The following is a 17007-nucleotide window of genomic DNA, read 5'->3' as shown; positions in this document are numbered from 1 at the left end:
CCGGCCGATGAACGACACGAGGGTCAGGGCGGTGGCCGCGGTCGACCTGGGCGCGACCAGCGGCCGGGTCATGATCGGGCGCATCGGCCCCGGGGTGCTCGACCTGGAGCCCGTCTCGCGGTTCCCGCACGGAGCGGTGGAGCGTGCCGACGGACTGCACTGGGACTTCGCCGCCCTGTACGAGCACGTGGTGGACGGGCTCGCCGAGGCCGTCCGCCGCGAGCCGTCCATCGAGAGCATCGGGATCGACTCCTGGGCGGTGGACTACGGGCTGCTGCGCGACGGCGAGCTGCTCGGGGAGCCGTTCCACTACCGCGACCGCCGCACCGCCCGTGGCGTGGCCGAGGTGCATGGCGAGGTGCCCTTCGCGGAGCTGTACGAGCGCAACGGCCTGCAGTTCCTGCCATTCACCACGCTGTACCAGTTCCGTGCCGACCCGCGTCTCACGGAGGCGGACACGGCTCTACTCATCCCCGACCTCCTCGCGTACCTCCTCACGGGCCGGCGCGTGGCGGAGCGCACGAACGCCTCCACCACCGGCCTGCTCGGGGTGCGGTCGGGCGAATGGGACACCGAGCTCGCGGTCAGGGCGGGGATCCCGCCACGGCTCCTGCCCGAACTCGTCGACGCCGGCACGGTCGTCGGCACGCTGACCCCCGGGGTCGCGGCACGCATCGGTGCGAGCCTGCCCGTGGTGGCGGTGGCCTCGCACGACACCGCGTCCGCCGTCGTCGCCGTTCCGCTGGAGTCGTCCTCGTCCGCGTTCATCTCGTGCGGAACCTGGGGCCTGGTGGGCGTCGAGCTGCGCGCACCCGTGCTCACCGACGACGCGCGGGAGGCGAACTTCACGCACGAGCGCGGAGCCGACGGCCGGTATCGCTTCCTGCACAACGTCACGGGGCTCTGGCTGCTCAGTGAGACGGTGCGCGCGTGGGAGGCCGAAGACGGTGCGCCGATCGCACTGCCGGAACTCCTGGCTGCCGCGTCGGTCGTCACCGACCAGGTCCCGGTGTTCGACGCGAACGACCCGTCGCTGAGCGCGCCGGGGGACATGCCCGCCCGGATCGCCGCCCTGCTGCCGCAACCGGCGCCGTCGACGCGTGCGGCGTTCGTGCGCTCGATCATCGAGTCCATCGCCGCGGCGTTCGCCGAGGCGGTGCACACGGCCGCCGAGCTCTCCGGCCGCAGTCTCGACCGCATCCACCTGGTCGGGGGCGGCGCGCTCAACGACCTGCTCTGCCAGGCGACCGCCGACCGCTCTGGCCTCCCGGTCCTCGCGGGCCCGGTCGAGGCGACCGCCCTGGGGAACGTCCTGATCCAGGGCCGCGCACTCGGTGCGACCCGCGGCACGCTGGAAGACCTTCGCGCCCTCGTCGCCGCCACGCATCCCCCGAAGGTCTTCGCGCCCGGCGCCTGATCCGAACGGCGAAAAGGGGCGGTTCCTTTCCCGTCGGAGAGGAACCGCCCCTTGTTCGTCGCACCGCTGGTGCTTTCGCGCCTGCCGAGCTCGGCCCCTCCGCGAGCTCGACGGGCTCGACCCTCCCAGCCATAGGGTAACATGCTACGCGTTAGTGTCACCACTCGCCTCTCGGGGCAGCGCTCACGAAGGACAATCAATGACGAAGACCAGATACTCGCGCGCACTCGCCGCCACCGGCGCCTCCACCGCACTGCTCGCGTGCTCCCTCGCTGCGGCGTCGGCCGCCTCGGCGGCGACCATCGACGGAGCCATCACCAGCGCGGAGGTGGTGCAGAGCAGCGCCGACGCCGGATCGGATGTGCAGATCGACCTCGCGTGGAGCGTCCCCGACGACTCCCGCGCGGGCGACACGTTCACGCTGCAGCTCCCACCCGAACTGCTCGCGCTCACCCAGGGGTTCGCCCTGACCGACGCCGACGGCGCCAAGGTCGCGGAGGCGTCTCTCTCCCCCGAGGGGCTCGCGACCTTCACCCTCACCGACTACGTCACCACGCACCCGCTCTCGGTGCACGGCACGGCGCACTTCTGGGCCGAGTTCCAGACCACGCAGACCGGCACGACCGTGCCGATCACGTTCACGGGTGACGGGGGCGTCACGTTCGACGATGGCATCGAGGCCACGGGCGTTCCGGGCATCGACCGCACCGCCCCCAGCAAGGCCGGCGCCTGGACCGACCTCGCCGATCAGGGCATGACCCACCCGCAGGGCGCCCTCCAATGGACCGTGGCCTCACCCCGCGGTCCGTTCTCCTCCCTCGTGTTCGACGACCCGGCACAGCCCGGCCAAGAGGTCGATTGCACGTCGCCGATCCTCGTGCGGCACACCTCGACGGCGGATGCCGACGGCTTCCTCACCGATCTCGTGCCGGTGGACGCCGGCGACTACACGGTCGACTGCACCGCTCAGCAGCTCACGGTCACGATGGGCCGCGCCGTGGCCGACGGCGAGATCGTGCAGGTCAAGTTCCAGAACAGCGTGACCGACCCGTCGCTCGACGTGTACCGCAACACCCTGTCGGTCACGGCGGACGGCGAGTCCTGGAGCACGCCCGGATCGGTCCGTCGCCTGAGCGCCGGCGGCGAGGGCGCCGGCACCGGGGTGGGACAGCTGGCGATCACCAAGACGGTCGAGGGGGCCGGGACGCCGACGGGGCCGTTCGCCGTCGTCGTCGACTGCCAGTGGGCGGGGGAGTCGGCACCCGACTATCCGCGCACCCTGACGTTCACCGGTGCCGAGACGCAGACCCTCACGGCACCGGTCTCCAGCGTGTGCACCGCCACCGAGACGGAGAGCGGCGGCGCGGCGAGCGTCGCCGTCGGCCCAGCGGCGACCGTCACGGATGAGGCCGCGGGTACGGCGGAGATCGTCGTCACCAACACCTTCCCGGCGGCCCCGCCGGTGGACCCGGCCGACCCCGGCACTCCGGCCGACCCCGGCGCCCCGGCCGACCCCGGCACGCCGGGCACGCCCGCGCACCCGGCGGCTCCGGCCGATCCGAGCGCCGGATCGCTCGCGACCACCGGCGGCAGCACGTCGCCCTGGGTCCTGACCGGCGGAACGGTGCTCGCGCTCATCGGCGCCGGGCTCGTGGCAGCGCACGTCGCGCGCACACGTCGCGCGCGCTGACGCCGGGCACCGCCCCACGCACGGAGGGCGGGGGCGAGGTCTCACGACCTCGTCCCCGCCCTCCGTGCGTGCCGGCTGGAGCCTCGATCGCTCTGGGGCGGACGGGTCCGCGCCCGGCCGCGCGCAGAGACGACGCCTGGCCCGTCAGCGCACGTTGCCGTTGGAGCAGGTCTGCTGTGCGGCCGAGTTGCCCTTGATGCTGTCGGGCAGCGCCACCACGTCGCTCGGCGTCGCGTTGGGATCGGGCGTCGCCTCCACGGGGGTGGTGGGCTCCGCCACGATCACCCCGTCGTTGCTCGTGTTCTGATGCGTGACCTGGAGCTGGGCGTTCTTCTCGATCGCATCCCACATCACGTCAGCCGCCTGCGTGTTCGGAACCACCTTGTTGGGGTCGGCGCTGTCCTGGTTCGTCGGGTACTGGAGGAACACGATGTCCTCGAAGGGAACGGACTTCACGGCGAGCGCGATCTGCGCGATCTTCATCGGATCGGCGAGCGACGTGCTGGTCTCGAGGTTCTGGAGGCCGATGTTGGCGAGCTTCAGCATGACCGGGACGTTGCCGAGGGTGTCGCTGCTGATCAGCGCGCGCGCGAGGCTCGACATGTACTGCTGCTGGTTGCCGATGCGTCCCAGGTCGCTGCCGTCGCCGACGCCGTGCCGGGTGCGCAGGAACTGCAGCGCCTCGAGGCCCTGGAGCCAGTGCGTGCCCGCCTCCATGTCGAGGCCCGTGTAGCGGTCCTTGATCGGGTTGGCCAGGCAGACCTCCACACCACCGATCGCGTTGGTGATCTCGATCACGCCGCCGAACGTGACGGATGCCGCGAACTGCACCTCCTGGTCGGTCAGCTGCGAGATCGTCTGGACGACGCAGTTGAGGCCGCCGTCGGTGTAGGCGGTGTTGAGCGGCTGCTTGCTCATGGCGGAGTGGACGTTGCCGTCCTCGTCCTCGCACTCGGGGATCGGCACCATGAGGTCACGCGGGAAGCTGACCACCGTGATCCGCCGGGGTTCCTGCGAGACGTGGACCAGCAGGTTCACATCGTTGAGCGTGCCCCCCGCGTCGCGACCCGTGCAGCGATCGCCGAAGAGATCCTTGTACTTCTCCTCGCACGTGTCGACGCCCGTGAGAACGAGGTTGAAACCACCCTTGTACTCGCCGATGTCCGGCGGAACGTCTTCCTGACCGTCGAGATCGACCGCGTTGGCGGAGACCGTGCTGGAGAAGTCGTAGAAGATGTAGGTGCCGACACCGATGCCACTGACCAGCACCACGGCCAGGCCGATCGCGATGAACTTCATCAGCTGACCCAGGGTGCCGGGGGTGTGCTGCTGACCGTGTCGCGCGAGGGTATGACGGCGTCGGTTGTCGCTCACTCGGGCCCTTTCGGATTCGGCACGGCGCGGTGGGTTCGCCGTGCTCGGTATGCGGAGGGTGTGGGATTCGAACCCACGAGACATCTCTGCCCACTGGTTTTCAAGACCAGCTCCATCGGCCGCTCGGACAACCCTCCCGACAGATACGTCTGCCGACCAGGCGTGAGTCTAGCCGAACTCTATTCTCGTGCGTCGACCTGGGCGGGCGCTGGAAGCGTGTCGAGCGCGGTCGCGAGGCCCCCCGTTTCGACGTCGGTCGTGACCTCTCCCGCGGCGTCCTTCACCTCTTCCGGCGCCTGCCCCATCGCCACCGCACGGCCCCCGCCCGCGAGGGCCCAGCCGAACATCCCGATGTCGTTGCGACCATCCCCCGCGACCAGCACGCGGTCGCGCTGCAGTCCGAGCTCGTGACGCACCCGCTCCAGCGCCGTTCCCTTGTCGACGCCCTGCGGAGCGATGTCGAGCCAGGCGGTCCAGCCGATCGCGTACGACACCTCGTTGAGCCCCGCGTCGGCCACGAGCCGGTGGAAGTCGTCCTCGTCGTGATCCGGCGAGACGACCACGATGCGCGACACCGGGAGATCCCCGAGCCGGTCGAAGTCGACCTGCCGTCCGCCGTCGAGCGTCCAGTCGTCGAGCTGCTCGGTGAAGAGCCGCTGTCCGGAGCCGAGCTCGACCATGTATCGCGCGTCCGGGAGGCGGTCACGGAGCAGAGCCAGCGCGGGAGTCGGGTCGAAGGTCTCGACGTGCCAGCGCTCCCACCGGTCGCCCACGCGCCGCATCGTCACTGCGCCGTTCGAGCAGACGACGAGATCCGCCGTGAGACCCAGCTCCTCCACGTAGCGCTGCGTCCCCATCCAACTGCGCCCCGTCGCGATCGTGACCAGGTGTCCGGCGTCGCGCACGCGGGCGATCGCCTCCGGCACACCGGGGCTCATGGTCTCGTCCTGGAGCAGGATCGTGCCGTCGACGTCGAGGCCGACCAGCCAGGGCGCGCTCACCGGGCGGCCTGCGCGTCGGCGAGCGGGCGGATCACCTCGAGTCCGCCGAGGTAGGGGCGCAGCACCTCGGGCACCCGCACGGAGCCGTCCGCCTGCTGGTGCGTCTCGAGCAGGGCGACGATCCACCGGGTGGTCGCGAGCGTGCCGTTGAGCGTGGCCACGTGCTGCGTCTTCGGCGCGGACGCCCCCTCCTCCACCGGCGGCCGGTACCGCACGTCGAGGCGCCGGGCCTGGTAGGTCGTGCAGTTCGAGGTCGAGGTGAGCTCGCGGAACGCACCCTGGGTGGGCACCCACGCCTCGATGTCGTACTTGCGCGCGGCGCTCGAACCGAGGTCGCCAGCGGCGACATCGATCACGCGATACGCGAGGCCGAGCGCGGTGAGCATCTGCTCCTGCAGCGCGACCAGCCGCAGGTGCTCGGCCTCCGCGTCCTCGGCCGAGGTGTAGACGAACATCTCGAGCTTGTTGAACTGGTGCACGCGGATGATGCCGCGGGTGTCCTTGCCGTGCGATCCCGCCTCGCGGCGGTAGCACGTGGACCAGCCCGCGTAGCGGAGGGCGCCGTCGGACAGGTCGACGATCTCGTCCTTGTGGTAGCCGGCGAGCGCGACTTCGCTCGTGCCGACCAGGTACAGGTCGTCGTCCTTGTCGAGGTGGTACACCTCGTCCGCGTGCTCGCCGAGGAAGCCGGTGCCCTGCATGATCTCCGGCCGCACGAGCGTGGGCGTGATCATCGGCACGAAGCCGTTCTGCAGCGCCGTGTCGAGCGCGAGGTTCATGAGGGCGATCTCGAGCCGGGCGCCGATCCCGCGCAGGAAGTAGAAGCGCGCGCCGGAGACCTTCGCGCCGCGCTCCATGTCGATCGCGCCGAGCAGCTCCCCGAGCTCGAGGTGGTCGCGGGGCTCGAAGTCGAACGCCGGGACGTCGCCCACCCGCCGCAGCTCGACGAAGTCCTCCTCGCCCCCCGCCGGCACACCGTCGATCACGACGTTCTCGATGCGCGCGAGGGCCGCGGCCGCGTGCTCCGAGGCTTCGTTCGCGGCGTGCTGCGCCTGCTTCACGCGGTCGGCGAGGTCCTTCGCCTGGGCGACGAGCGCCGCCTTCTCCTCCTTGGGGGCCTTGGCGACCTGCTTGCCGAAGGCGTTCTGCTCGGCACGCAGCTCTTCGAACGCGGCGAGCGCGGCCCTGCGCGATCGATCGGCCTCGAGTGCGACGTCGACGGTGCTCTGGTCGTTGCCACGGGCAGCCTGCGAACGGCGGACGATCTCCGGGTTTTCGCGGAGGAGTGCGAGGTCGATCATTCCGCAAGTCTACGAGGTGCGGCGGAGCCCCTCGGCTGCCGGTCTAGAGTAGCGCCATGCGCACGAGCCCCCCTGTCACCTCGCAGGCGGCACTCGTGTACAACCCGGTGAAAGTGGACGGGAAGCGGCTGCGGGCGCAGGTTCGAGACCTGTGCCGCGAGGCGGGCTGGCAGCACCCGGCGTTCTACCCGACGACGGTCGACGACGCCGGGCAGGGAGCCACGGCCGAGGCGCTCGCCCGTGGTGTGGACGTGGTGCTGGTGGCGGGCGGCGATGGCACGGTGCGCGCGGTCGCGGAGGCCATCGCCGGCACCGGGGTGCCGCTCGCGATCCTGCCGAGCGGCACCGGCAACCTCCTCGCGCGCAACCTGGGACTGCCGCTGACCGACCCCGCCGAGATGATCCGTGCCGCTCTGGGCGACTTCCGCCACCCGATCGACATCGGCTGGGCACGGCTCACCCGCGCGGACGGCGAGGAGGTCGAGCATGCCTTCGTGGTGCTCGCCGGCATCGGCCTGGATGCCGACATGATCGCGAACACGCGCTCCGACCTGAAGCGATCGGTCGGGTGGATCGCGTACGTCGACGGTGCTGCGCGATCGCTCCCCCGGGCCCAGCCGTTCCGCGCCGTCTACCAGATCGGTGAGGGGCGCCTGCACTCCACCAAGGTCCACAGCATCCTGTTCGCGAACTGCGGCACGCTGCCCGCCGGCATCTCGCTGATCCCCGACGCGTCGATCACCGATGCCGCACTCGACGTCGCCGTGATCCAGCCGACCGGTGTGCTCGGCTGGCTGGGTGTGTGGCGCAAGATCTGGTGGGACAACTCGGTGCTGCGCCGCTTCCGCGCGGGACGCCTCGTGCTGGAGCGCCGCGGCACGGACGCCTCGGTGCACTACTTCCGCGGCGCGGCGGCCGAGGCGGCGGCGCCCGCTCCCACGCCCGTCGAGCTCGACGGCGACGAGTTCGGCGAGGCCGTGCGGGTGGTGTGCCGCGCCGACCCGGGCGCTCTGCTGCTGGCGCTGCCCGCCGGCCACCCCGTGCACATCCTCTGACGCGGTGGCGCGGGGGTCAGCGCACCCTACGCGCGAAGCTCACCCGCCCGCGGGCCGACGACGATGTGAGCGAGCCGGTCGCGAGTGAGCAGCACAGCGTCTTCGACAAGCCGCAGGTAGGCGCCGCTGTCCCTTGCCAACTCGGCAAGTCCGATGATGCCAGATAGGAGGTACTTCGCCTCTCTTGGCGGATCGGCATCCGGAGCGATCAGCTCTTTCCGTTGCGCTTCTTCGAGGTAGTCGGTCAAGCGCGCGAGCCACCCGCTGAACTTGGGACTTGCGGGCGGCGAGCCGTCGGTCCTCCGATCCATCAGCATGAGCGACACTCGCGCCAGCGGGTCGTGCAGAAGGCTGTCGGTCACTTGCTCCGCTACGGCGACGATCGCATCGAGCGGGTCATCATCCGTGCGTTTGGTTCCCATGAAGACGCCGCCGGGGAAGGCGAGATCGACGATGGTCCCAACCAAGGCCTGTTTGGTTGGGAAGAAGTAGGTGACGAGGGACTTCGAGGTTCCCGCAACCTCCGCAATGCGACGGAAACTCGTGCCCTCATAACCGAACTCGTCGAACACACGCACGGCTGCCTCGATGATCTCGGGTGCCGCGTTCAAGTCCGGGCTCATCACCGAGCGGGCATTGAGCGCCCTCAAAGCCGTTGTGCGCACGCCGTTCCGTTTCGCACTCATCGCTCCACCTCCTCGTGTCCACTTTGAGTGACCCTACGCACTGGACAGCCGGTCAGGAGGTGGCGCGTAATACTTCAGTTCCCTAACCGATTGGTCAGTTCATAGCTTCCCGGGCATCGCGGCGCTCACCGCGATCGAGAAGGGAAGAACATCATGAAGAGAAGTGTCGTAACCCTGTGTGCTGCCGCGTGCATCGCCATCGGAGCGGCTGTGGCTCCGCAAGCAGCGAGCGCGGCCACAAGCGCACAGACCGAAGTACGCACGGCCAGCCCCATCGGCTCCGCAACGATGAGCACGGGTCAGTACGAGTACATCTGCATCGGCTCGGACGGAAGCAGTTGGTCGCTGCGCGTCGGAGAGCCAACCACGGACTGCCACGGCAGCTTCCTACACAAGTACATCAACGGCGTGATGGTGGCGAACTACAAGTTGTCGGTGACAGGAACCGTGATTGATCACCCAAAGCCGGACCCGATCGGGTGTCTGATGTCCATCGTCAGCGGCGTCTTCGGCGTACTTAGCGCAGACGGATCGCTCATCTGGATTTCCGCGCTCGGCTTCACCGGAATGGGAGGAATCATGACCTGCCTCGCGTAACGCTCATTGATCAGAGGGGGCGACGGTGAGCCGGCGTCCCCTCGCCCTGCGAGGGCAACTGAAGGAGTACGAGCAAGCAGGTGGTGACAATCATGAGCACGAAAGTCGCCGCGGGCACGTACCACGTGACCCAAGGTCGCAGAGGGACCCCCAAAGACCGCAATGGAATCACGATCCCCAGCATCGCTGGGATGAGAATCGCCGCGAACGAGAAACTCCTTGCGTCCCATGCCCTCTGACGCCTACCGCGACTTCGCCGATCAGAGGCTTGTGCCGCAGTTCGGCTGGATGCGCCGAGGATCACGAGAGCAATCGGCCAGACCCAGAAGTCGCCGACCAGAAGTAACAGAGCCCCGACTGCGGCGAACAAAGCCGCGACCACCACGCGGGCAAAAACTTCCCACCTCCACCGGGCAGTGATGCCAGTCGGTAACACTTCACTTTCGCGCATGTCTGCGAGCATACGCCCGTCGAGCTCGACGGCGATGAGTTCGGCGAGGCCGTGCGGGTGGTGTGCCGCGCCGACCCGGGCGCTCTGCTGCTGGCGCTGCCCGCCGGCCACCCCGTGCACATCCTCTGACGGGGCGGCGCCGGGGTCAGCGCACCTGCACCGTGCCGTCGAGTCCGCCGCCCACGAGCGTGAGGGTGAACGGCGCGTCGTCGTCCACGTCGTCCTCGGGGAACTCGATCACGGTCGCGCGCGGGGCCATGTCCATCGTGCACACCTGGGTGTCGTCGGTGACGAAGGTGACCGTGCCCGCGGAGCCCGAGCCCTCGGCCGATTCCACGACGGGCGGGCATCCGGACGAGCCCCACGTCAGCAGCACCAGCCCGCCGTCGTCGAACCATCCCGCGGACGGCTCGTACGACGTCGGGTCGCCCGGGGTGCCGGTCGCGTCCGGGTCGCCGTCGAGGTCGATGTCATCGGAAACGTCCCCGTAGGTCACCTGGAGGGTGATGTCCTTGGTCGGATCCACGCCCTCCGGCAGCGCGCCGACGCTCGCGCGCGGAGCGAGATCCGCCGTGCACGCCGTCTCCGTCGCGCCGTCGCCCTCGGGTTCGACCAGCGTGACTGACACCGTCTGGCCCTCCGCGGAGACCTGGTCGACCTGGGGCAGGCACGTGGAGGAGCCCCAGCTGACGACCGCGAACATGCGCCCGTCGTCGAGCAGTGCGCCCTCCAGGTCGCCCGAATCGTCACCGCCGCCCGCGTTGCCCGGACCGCTCGACGGCTCCGATGTCGAGTTCGGGGCGGTGTTGCCCGGACCCACCGTGCAACCGGCGAGGAGCAGGGCCGCGGCGAGCGCGGAGGACGCGACGAGGAGGAGCCGGCGAGGAGTCATGCCCTCAGGGTACTCGCGGCATCCTCCCCTGCCTACGGGGCTCGGCCCGCGGGGCCGGTCACTGCAGCGCCGAGGTGAGCCGCGCCAGGTTGTCGAGCACGGTGGACCGCAGCGGCTGCTGCATCCACTCCTCGAGCGTGAGCTCGCGGCTGAGCGACCGGTACTTGTCCTCCACCTCGCGCATCTCCCTGACGAACTCCTCGCCACGGACGAGCATCGACACCTCGAGGTTGAGACCGAACGAGCGCATGTCCATGTTGCTCGAGCCGATCACCGCCACCTCGTCGTCGATCGTGAGGCTCTTGGTGTGCAGGATGTAGGGCTTGCGGTACATCCAGATGCGCACCCCCGCCCGCAACAGCACCTCGTAGTAGCTGCGCTGGGCGTGGTAGACCATCGCCTGGTCGCCCTCCTCCGAGACGAACAGCTCGACCTGGACGCCGCGATCGACCGCTGCGGTGACGGCCAGCAGCAGCGCCTCGTCCGGGACGAAGTACGGGCTGATGATCATGATCTGCTTCTTCGCCGCGTACAGCAGCGCGAGGAAGAGCCGGAGGTTGTTCTCCACCTCGAACCCCGGACCGGACGGCACGACCTGGCAGTCCAGATCGCCGGACCCGATGTTGGCGTGCGCGATGTCGATCTCCTGGAGGACCACATCGGTCTCGCTGTACCAGTCGCTCAGGAAGATGGCGTTCACGCTCAGCACGACCGGCCCGTCGAGGCGCACCATGAGGTCGACCCAGTGCAGTCCGCGGCGGATGTTCTTGCGCAGGTTGTAGGTCGAGTCGGTGATGTTCTGCGACCCGAGGAACGCGATGTTCCCGTCGACGACGAGCAGTTTGCGGTGGTTGCGCAGGTCGGGGCGCTGCATCTTCCCCTTGAGCGGCTGCACGGGCAGCATCAGGTGCCAGTCGGCCCCCATCGCGTTGAGTCGTGCGACGGTCTGGCGGTAGCGCGGCTTGCCCCGGTTGGCCCAGTGGTCGAGCAGGACGCGCACCGCGACCCCGCGTGCCGCGACCTCTTCGAGCGCGCGGAAGAAGTTGTCGGTCGATTCGTCGGACTGCAGGATGTAGAACTCGACGTGCACGTAGTCCTGGGCGGTGCGGATCGCCTCCGCCATCTCGTCGAGCGACTCCTGGTAGTCGGAGATCAGGTGCGCGCCGTTGTCACCGGAGAGCGGGAGGGCTCCGAGGCGCTGGTTCATCTGCACGATCGGTCCGAACCACGCGGGGGCGTTCGGACGCAGCGTGCCGAAGTGCAGGTGCTCGCTGGTCTCGGCGATGTACTCGTTGATCTGGTCCTGCTTGCGGCGGCGGGCCCGCGGCAGTCGCGGGTTGCCGATGAGGAGGAAGAGGAACACGCCGACGAAGGGGATGAAGAACACCGCCAGCAGCCACGCCATCGCTGCCGTGGGACGCCGGTTGCGCGGGATCACGATGATGGCGGTGACGCGGATCGTGATGTCGAGGAGCAGGAGGAAGACCGCGAACCACCAGCCCCAGGTCCAGGCTGTCATCGCACCCCCTCGCCCGCATCAGGGGTCATGACCCCGGTGCGCGCCAGACCAGGCACGCTCGCTTCACAGTAGCGGATGGGTCGGACTCAGGTGCGCGGCGGGAGTCCGCGCGCGGCGCGTTCCTCGGCCTCGATCTGGGCGTGCACCTTCCGCTCGGTGCGGTCGAAGCGCAGGATGCCGCGGAGGACGACGACGAACACGATGCTGACTCCGATGGTCGGCAGGAGCGACCATGCCGCGGCGAGCCAGAAGTTGTCCATGACTCCATGGTACGCGAGGGTCTCCTCCACAGAGCCCGGTTCCCACGAATGCTCCCCCGACTGCGGGTTCGCGGCCCGCCACGCGATGCCGACCGGGCGATGCTCTCGGGATGACCACCGTGCTCAACGCCTCCGACTCCGCCCAGTTCCTGGGCATCGTGCCCACCCTCGCCGGGTTCACTCCGCGCCGGAGCATCGTGCTCCTGCCGTTCCGCGGCTCCCGCACCGACGGGGCGATGCGGCTCGACCCGCCCGACGACGCGATGCCCCCCGGCCGCTACGCCCCCTCGGCCGTGCGGCTCCTGCAGCGCGTCCGCGGCACGGACGGCGCCGCCGTCGTCGTGTACACGGACGAGGAGAGCGTCACGACGGCGGATGGCCTGGTGCTGCCCGGCGCCGTGGTGGTGGATCATCTTCTCGCCGGCCTGCGCGGTGCGGGCATGCGAGTGATGGATGCTCTCTGCGTGACGCCGGGCGGGTGGAGCAGCTACCTCGACCGGAAGCCGACGCTGAAGCCGCTCGCCGAGATCGGCCCCACGCCCGCGCACCCCTCGATCGGCGACGTGTCCGGCGACCAGCTCGCGGGAGCCCGGGTACCGCGCGTGGGGGCGCCCGAGCGCCAGCGCGTCGAGCGCGCGCTGACCGGGCTCCGCGGCGCGCTGGACGGGAAGGGCCGCGTGTCCGGTCGGGAGGATCCGCAGGCGCTCGCCGCGCTCGCGCTGCTGGACGACCTCCCCGGGCTCTTCGAAGCGGTGCTGAAAGGCCCGGACACGATCCCGCCCTTCGCCTGGGCGGCGCTGCTCTGGTGCCTTCAGCGCCCCGCGCTCCGCGACGCCGCCCTTGCGCAGTGGGCGAGCGATCGAGAGGGCGGTATCCGTGCGCTCCAGGCGCAGCTCGCCTTCACCGCCTCGGGCAGCCCAATTCCCGACGAGCTCGGGCGGGTGTTCGTCGGCCGCGGACCCACACCCGATCCGAATCGGCTCCGCAGCGCGTTGGAGGTGGTGCGTCATGCCGCAGCGAGGGCACCACGCACGGCACGACCCGCGCCCCTCACCGCAGCGGCGTGGCTGTCGTGGGCACTCGGCCGCGCCACGCACGCCGGTCGCTACGTCGAGCTCGCGCGCGACATCGATCGGGAGTACAGCCTCGCCATGCTCCTCGAGAGGCTGATCGCCGAGGAGGCGCTACCCGACTGGGCCTTCCGCGGACGGACCCGCCGATGAACGGGTGCCGGTCACTTCACGAGGGGGAAGAGGATGGTCTCGCGGATGCCCAGGCCGGTGATGGCCATCAGCAGACGGTCGATCCCCATCCCCATGCCGCCGGACGGCGGCATGCCGTGCTCGAGTGCCCGCAGGAACTCCTGATCGATCGGCATCGCCTCGACATCGCCACGGGCCGCGAGCTTCGCCTGCTCCTCGAACCGCTCCCGCTGGATGACAGGGTCGACCAGCTCCGAGTACCCCGTCGCGAGCTCGAACCCGCGGATGTAGAGGTCCCACTTCTCCACGACGCCCGCGATCGAGCGGTGCTCGCGCACGAGGGGCGAGGTGTCGACGGGGAAGTCCATCACGAAGGTCGGGCGCACCAGGTCGCCCTTCACGAAGTGCTCCCAGAGCTCCTCCACCAGCTTGCCGTGCGTGGCCTGCGGTGGCACGTCCACACCGTGGGCCTGCGCGAACGAGATCAGGTCCTCCACCGCGTCCTGCGGCGTCACCGTGCGGCCCGACGCCGCCGACAGCGACTCGTACATGGAGATGCGGTCCCACTCGCCGCCGAGGTCGTACTCGGTGCCGTCCGCCCAGGTCACGGTCGTCGAGCCGGAGACCGCGATCGCCGCCTGCTGCACGAGCTCCTGCGTGAGGGCGGCCATCTGGTTGTAGTCCCCGTAGGCCTGGTAGGCCTCGAGCATCGCGAACTCGGGGCTGTGCGTCGAGTCGGCGCCCTCGTTGCGGAAGTTGCGGTTGATCTCGAACACGCGCTCGATCCCGCCGACCACGGCCCGCTTGAGGTACAGCTCCGGAGCGATGCGCAGGTAGAGCTCGGTGTCGAACGCATTCGAGTGCGTGACGAACGGACGCGCCGATGCCCCACCGTGCTGCACCTGCAGCATCGGGGTCTCGACCTCGAGGTAGTCGTGGCTCGCGAACGTCGCCCGCAGGCTGGCGTTCACGGCGGCGCGCGCCCGGACGGTCGTGCGGGCCTGCTCGCGCACGATCAGGTCGAGGTAGCGGCTGCGCACGCGGCCCTCCTCGCTGAGCTCCGCATAGGCGTTCGGCAGCGGCAGGATGGCCTTCGACGCGATCGCCCAGTCGTCCGCCATGATCGACAGCTCTCCGCGGCGGCTCGAGATGACCTCGCCGTGCACGAACACGTGGTCGCCGAGGTCGACGTATTCCTTCCAGTCGGCCAGCGACTCCTCGCCCACGTTCGCGAGCGAGACCATCGCCTGGATGCGGCTGCCGTCGCCGGCCTGCAGCGTCGCGAAACAGAGCTTGCCGGTGTTGCGGCTGAAGACCACGCGGCCAGCCACCCCGACCACGACACCGGTCTCCGCGCCCGCCTCCAGCTCGCCGTACTCCGCGCGTAGGGCGGGGATCGAGTGGGTCACCGGCACGCCCACGGGGAACGCGCCGCCCCCCGCATCCGAGCGTCGGGCGATCAGGCGCTCGCGCTTGGCGAGTCGCACCGCCTTCTGCTCGTGGACGTCGTCCTCGGGGGAAGAGTCGGTCGTGGCCGATTCGGGCGCGGCGGACGCGTCAGTCATGTGCGGGGCTCCTTGAAAGTCTCCCCCAGTTTACCGAGGCGCGATGCGGGCCCGCGGCCGTCGCTGGGTAGCCTCGGTGCATGGCCCTCTCCAGGATCGCCCGCGCTTCCGCCGCCCTCGTCCTCGCCGCCGGCGCCATCGTCCTCCCCGTCGCCTCGGCCTCCGCCGCTCCGGCACTCACCTCCGCCCGGTCGGACCGCGCTGCGGTCGCGCCGGCAGCCGCGGCCGCCACGGGCACCGCGGGCACCGCGGCGCGTACGGTCGCCGCCGACGTGGACGACTTCTCGTACGCGTCGTGGGACGCCACCTACGACCTGAGTCTCGTCGACGGTCGCGCTCGCCTCCACGTGACCGAGACCCTCGTGGCACGGTTCCCTGAGTTCGACCAGAACCGCGGGATCGTCCGGGGCCTCGCGACCTCGTACGAGAACGCCCGCATCGACACCCGCGTGCTGTCCGTCACCGACGGCGAAGGGCGCGACGTCCCGTTCGAGACCGACGACGAGGACGGACTGCTGCTGGTGCTCACCGGCGACGACCAGTACGCGCGCGGCCTGACGACGTATGTGATCGAGTACGAGATGAGCGATGTCGTCTTGGCCACGTCGCCGAGAGACTCCGCGACGCCCGCGGTCGACGAGTTCTACTGGAACCTCCTTCCGCTGGACAGCACGCAGCCGATCGAGCGGTTCGACGCCGAAGTCCACGTGGACGCTGCGCTGGCCGCGAGGCTCACCGGTTCGACCCGCTGCTACCAGGGGCCGGCGGGATCCACGACCGCGTGCACGCTCGACGGTCCAGACCCCACGGGCGACGGCGCCACGTTCCGCACGTCGGCGGCGGACCTTGCGGCCGGGGACGGCGTGACGGTCGCGATCGGGTTCGAGGCGGGCACCGTCCAGCAGCCGCCGGCCCGCACGCCCGACCCGGTCGCGGACGTCGGGCCGCTGATAGCGGCGATCGGCGCGGTCGGCGTCGCGGTCGCGGGGTGGCTCGCCGTTGCAGGTTTCACCCGACGTCGCCGCCGCGCGACGGGGATCGTCGTCGCCCAGTACGACGTGCCCGAGACGCTGCCGCCGCTCGTCGCCGCCGCGGTCATCCCGAAGGCGCAGGACGTCATCCCCGCGGAGATCGTGCACCTCGCGGTCCGCGGAGCGCTGCGCATCGAGGAGGGGGACAGCCCCGAGCAACCCCGACTTCGCCGTCTTCCTGCTGGTTCCGCACCGGACGAGCTCGACGCGGCCGCCCTCGACGCCCTGTTCCACGGCGCCGACGCGGAAGGCGTGGTCGACCTGCCGACCGCGAGCGAGAGCTTCGCCGCCCGCATGTCGGCGCTCACCACCGCCGGGGCCACGGCCGCCGCCACGCGGGGCCTCACGGAGCGGGCCCGGAGTCGCGGCGCCGTCGTCGTGCAGTGGTGTGCCATCGCGATCGCGCTGGCGGGCCTCGGGGTGGGCATCTGGGCCGTGGCGAGCGGGCGGCTGGCCGCGATCCCGGCGCTCGTCGCCGCGGCGTTCGCCGTGGTACTGGTCGGCATCGCCGCCTTCTACTCGTTCTCGAAGCACACCGTGCTCACCCCGGAGGGTGCCCGGACGCTCGAGTACCTCCAGGGCGTGCGCGAGTTCATCCGCGTGGCCGAGGAGGACCGCCTGCGCATGCTGCAGTCGTACACCGGTGCGGAACGCCGTGAGGTCGATGGTGCCGAGGTGATCCACGTGTATGAGCGACTGCTGCCGTACGCGATGCTGTTCGGGATGGAGGACGAGTGGGGCGAGGTCCTCGAACGCGCCTACACCCGAGAGCAGCGCGGCGCGGCCTGGATCGGCGATCCCACCTCGCTCGCGCTGCGCGTGCAGCTCGCGGCGTTCATGTCGTCGTCGCAGTCGGCGGCGACGTACACGGCGCCGACGACCGGGTCCTCGTCGAGCGGCGGATCGTTCGGCGGCGGCTTCTCGGGCGGCGGGGGCGGCGGCGGCTTCTCGGGCGGACGGTGAGCG

14 protein-coding genes and 1 tRNA gene are annotated in these 17007 nt (G+C 70.3%); 6 read left to right on the top strand and 9 right to left on the bottom strand.

All coding sequences use genetic code 11. From position 1 onward, the window contains the following. Positions 1 to 7 precede the first annotated feature (7 nt). Positions 8 to 1417 (top strand): rhamnulokinase family protein, encoded by a 1410-nt coding sequence (locus ACFWCH_RS08540; RefSeq protein WP_136037232.1) that lies wholly within the window; start codon positions 8 to 10, stop codon positions 1415 to 1417. Between the two features lie 199 nt (positions 1418 to 1616). Beyond that, on the top strand, positions 1617 to 3107 hold the full coding sequence (locus tag ACFWCH_RS08535; protein ID WP_378803352.1) for an Ig-like domain-containing protein: 1491 nt from the start codon (positions 1617 to 1619) through the stop codon (positions 3105 to 3107). Between the two features lie 144 nt (positions 3108 to 3251). Here the strand turns inward: ACFWCH_RS08535 and ACFWCH_RS08530 are convergent, their stop codons facing one another. The 4 genes from ACFWCH_RS08530 to serS form a co-directional block, all read right to left on the bottom strand. Next, positions 3252 to 4481 (bottom strand): LCP family protein, encoded by a 1230-nt coding sequence (locus ACFWCH_RS08530; protein WP_136030468.1) that lies wholly within the window; start codon positions 4479 to 4481, stop codon positions 3252 to 3254. A 52-nt stretch (positions 4482 to 4533) separates the two neighbouring features. Next, positions 4534 to 4618 (bottom strand) — tRNA-Ser (locus tag ACFWCH_RS08525). Positions 4619 to 4660: 42 nt separating this feature from the next. Then, the gene (locus ACFWCH_RS08520; protein ID WP_378803351.1) at positions 4661 to 5482 is read right to left on the bottom strand and encodes an HAD family hydrolase; all 822 of its coding nucleotides are present in this window, start codon (positions 5480 to 5482) and stop codon (positions 4661 to 4663) included. Then, positions 5479 to 6783 carry a serine--tRNA ligase gene (serS, locus tag ACFWCH_RS08515; protein WP_136030473.1) on the bottom strand — a complete coding sequence of 435 codons (1305 nt, stop codon included), beginning with the start codon at positions 6781 to 6783 and terminating at the stop codon, positions 5479 to 5481. The genes ACFWCH_RS08520 and serS overlap by 4 nt, the downstream gene beginning before the upstream one ends. A 56-nt stretch (positions 6784 to 6839) precedes the next feature. Here serS and ACFWCH_RS08510 point away from each other — a divergent pair, with 56 nt between their 5' ends. Further along, entirely contained in the window at positions 6840 to 7838 is a 999-nt protein-coding gene (locus ACFWCH_RS08510; protein WP_241115050.1) for a diacylglycerol kinase family protein, read from the top strand. Positions 7839 to 7864: 26 nt separating this feature from the next. Here ACFWCH_RS08510 and ACFWCH_RS08505 read toward each other — a convergent pair whose 3' ends face one another. Next, positions 7865 to 8524: a TetR/AcrR family transcriptional regulator gene (locus ACFWCH_RS08505; protein WP_136028483.1), complete on the bottom strand. Its 660-nt coding sequence runs from the start codon at positions 8522 to 8524 to the stop codon at positions 7865 to 7867. A 153-nt stretch (positions 8525 to 8677) separates the two neighbouring features. Here ACFWCH_RS08505 and ACFWCH_RS08500 point away from each other — a divergent pair, with 153 nt between their 5' ends. Then, positions 8678 to 9121 carry a hypothetical protein gene (locus ACFWCH_RS08500; RefSeq protein ID WP_206251813.1) on the top strand — a complete coding sequence of 148 codons (444 nt, stop codon included), beginning with the start codon at positions 8678 to 8680 and terminating at the stop codon, positions 9119 to 9121. Between the two features lie 596 nt (positions 9122 to 9717). Here the strand turns inward: ACFWCH_RS08500 and ACFWCH_RS08495 are convergent. From ACFWCH_RS08495 to ACFWCH_RS08485, 3 genes are all read right to left on the bottom strand, one after another. Next, positions 9718 to 10464: a hypothetical protein gene (locus ACFWCH_RS08495; protein ID WP_136029581.1), complete on the bottom strand. Its 747-nt coding sequence runs from the start codon at positions 10462 to 10464 to the stop codon at positions 9718 to 9720. A 58-nt stretch (positions 10465 to 10522) separates the two neighbouring features. Beyond that, positions 10523 to 11983, bottom strand: coding sequence for a cardiolipin synthase (cls, locus tag ACFWCH_RS08490; RefSeq protein WP_136029579.1), 1461 nt, complete (start codon positions 11981 to 11983; stop codon positions 10523 to 10525). 86 nt (positions 11984 to 12069) lie between these two features. Continuing rightward, complete coding sequence (locus ACFWCH_RS08485) at positions 12070 to 12243, bottom strand: hypothetical protein (RefSeq protein WP_168387235.1); 174 nt, start codon at positions 12241 to 12243, stop codon at positions 12070 to 12072. Positions 12244 to 12353: 110 nt separating this feature from the next. Between ACFWCH_RS08485 and ACFWCH_RS08480 the strand changes: the two genes are divergently transcribed. Next, positions 12354 to 13466 (top strand): DUF4192 family protein, encoded by a 1113-nt coding sequence (locus tag ACFWCH_RS08480; RefSeq protein ID WP_378803350.1) that lies wholly within the window; start codon positions 12354 to 12356, stop codon positions 13464 to 13466. A gap of 11 nt (positions 13467 to 13477) precedes the next feature. Here ACFWCH_RS08480 and lysS read toward each other — a convergent pair whose 3' ends face one another. Then, on the bottom strand, positions 13478 to 15010 hold the full coding sequence (lysS, locus tag ACFWCH_RS08475; protein ID WP_136029575.1) for a lysine--tRNA ligase: 1533 nt from the start codon (positions 15008 to 15010) through the stop codon (positions 13478 to 13480). 80 nt (positions 15011 to 15090) lie between these two features. Here lysS and ACFWCH_RS08470 point away from each other — a divergent pair, with 80 nt between their 5' ends. Further along, complete coding sequence (locus ACFWCH_RS08470; RefSeq protein ID WP_247638323.1) at positions 15091 to 17004, top strand: DUF2207 domain-containing protein; 1914 nt, start codon at positions 15091 to 15093, stop codon at positions 17002 to 17004. The last annotated feature ends 3 nt before the right edge of the window (positions 17005 to 17007 follow it).

Origin of the sequence: Microbacterium sp. NPDC060132 (assembly GCF_042729675.1) — a bacterium.
Lineage (GTDB): Bacteria > Actinomycetota > Actinomycetes > Actinomycetales > Microbacteriaceae > Microbacterium > Microbacterium sufflavum.
This window is presented reverse-complemented; position numbering and strand designations above follow the sequence as displayed.

Bases quoted from the DNA above. Each gene is read 5' to 3' on its own strand.
- ACFWCH_RS08480 (WP_378803350.1), top strand. From the start codon at position 12,354: ATGACCACCGTGCTCAACGCCTCCGACTCCGCCCAGTTCCTGGGCATC.
- ACFWCH_RS08540 (WP_136037232.1), top strand. From the start codon at position 8: ATGAACGACACGAGGGTCAGGGCGGTGGCCGCGGTCGACCTGGGCGCG.
- ACFWCH_RS08505 (WP_136028483.1), bottom strand. From the start codon at position 8,524: ATGAGTGCGAAACGGAACGGCGTGCGCACAACGGCTTTGAGGGCGCTC.
- serS (WP_136030473.1), bottom strand. From the start codon at position 6,783: ATGATCGACCTCGCACTCCTCCGCGAAAACCCGGAGATCGTCCGCCGT.
- ACFWCH_RS08470 (WP_247638323.1), top strand. From the start codon at position 15,091: ATGGCCCTCTCCAGGATCGCCCGCGCTTCCGCCGCCCTCGTCCTCGCC.
- ACFWCH_RS08535 (WP_378803352.1), top strand. From the start codon at position 1,617: ATGACGAAGACCAGATACTCGCGCGCACTCGCCGCCACCGGCGCCTCC.
- lysS (WP_136029575.1), bottom strand. From the start codon at position 15,010: ATGACTGACGCGTCCGCCGCGCCCGAATCGGCCACGACCGACTCTTCC.
- ACFWCH_RS08485 (WP_168387235.1), bottom strand. From the start codon at position 12,243: ATGGACAACTTCTGGCTCGCCGCGGCATGGTCGCTCCTGCCGACCATC.
- cls (WP_136029579.1), bottom strand. From the start codon at position 11,983: ATGACAGCCTGGACCTGGGGCTGGTGGTTCGCGGTCTTCCTCCTGCTC.
- ACFWCH_RS08500 (WP_206251813.1), top strand. From the start codon at position 8,678: ATGAAGAGAAGTGTCGTAACCCTGTGTGCTGCCGCGTGCATCGCCATC.
- ACFWCH_RS08495 (WP_136029581.1), bottom strand. From the start codon at position 10,464: ATGACTCCTCGCCGGCTCCTCCTCGTCGCGTCCTCCGCGCTCGCCGCG.
- ACFWCH_RS08510 (WP_241115050.1), top strand. From the start codon at position 6,840: ATGCGCACGAGCCCCCCTGTCACCTCGCAGGCGGCACTCGTGTACAAC.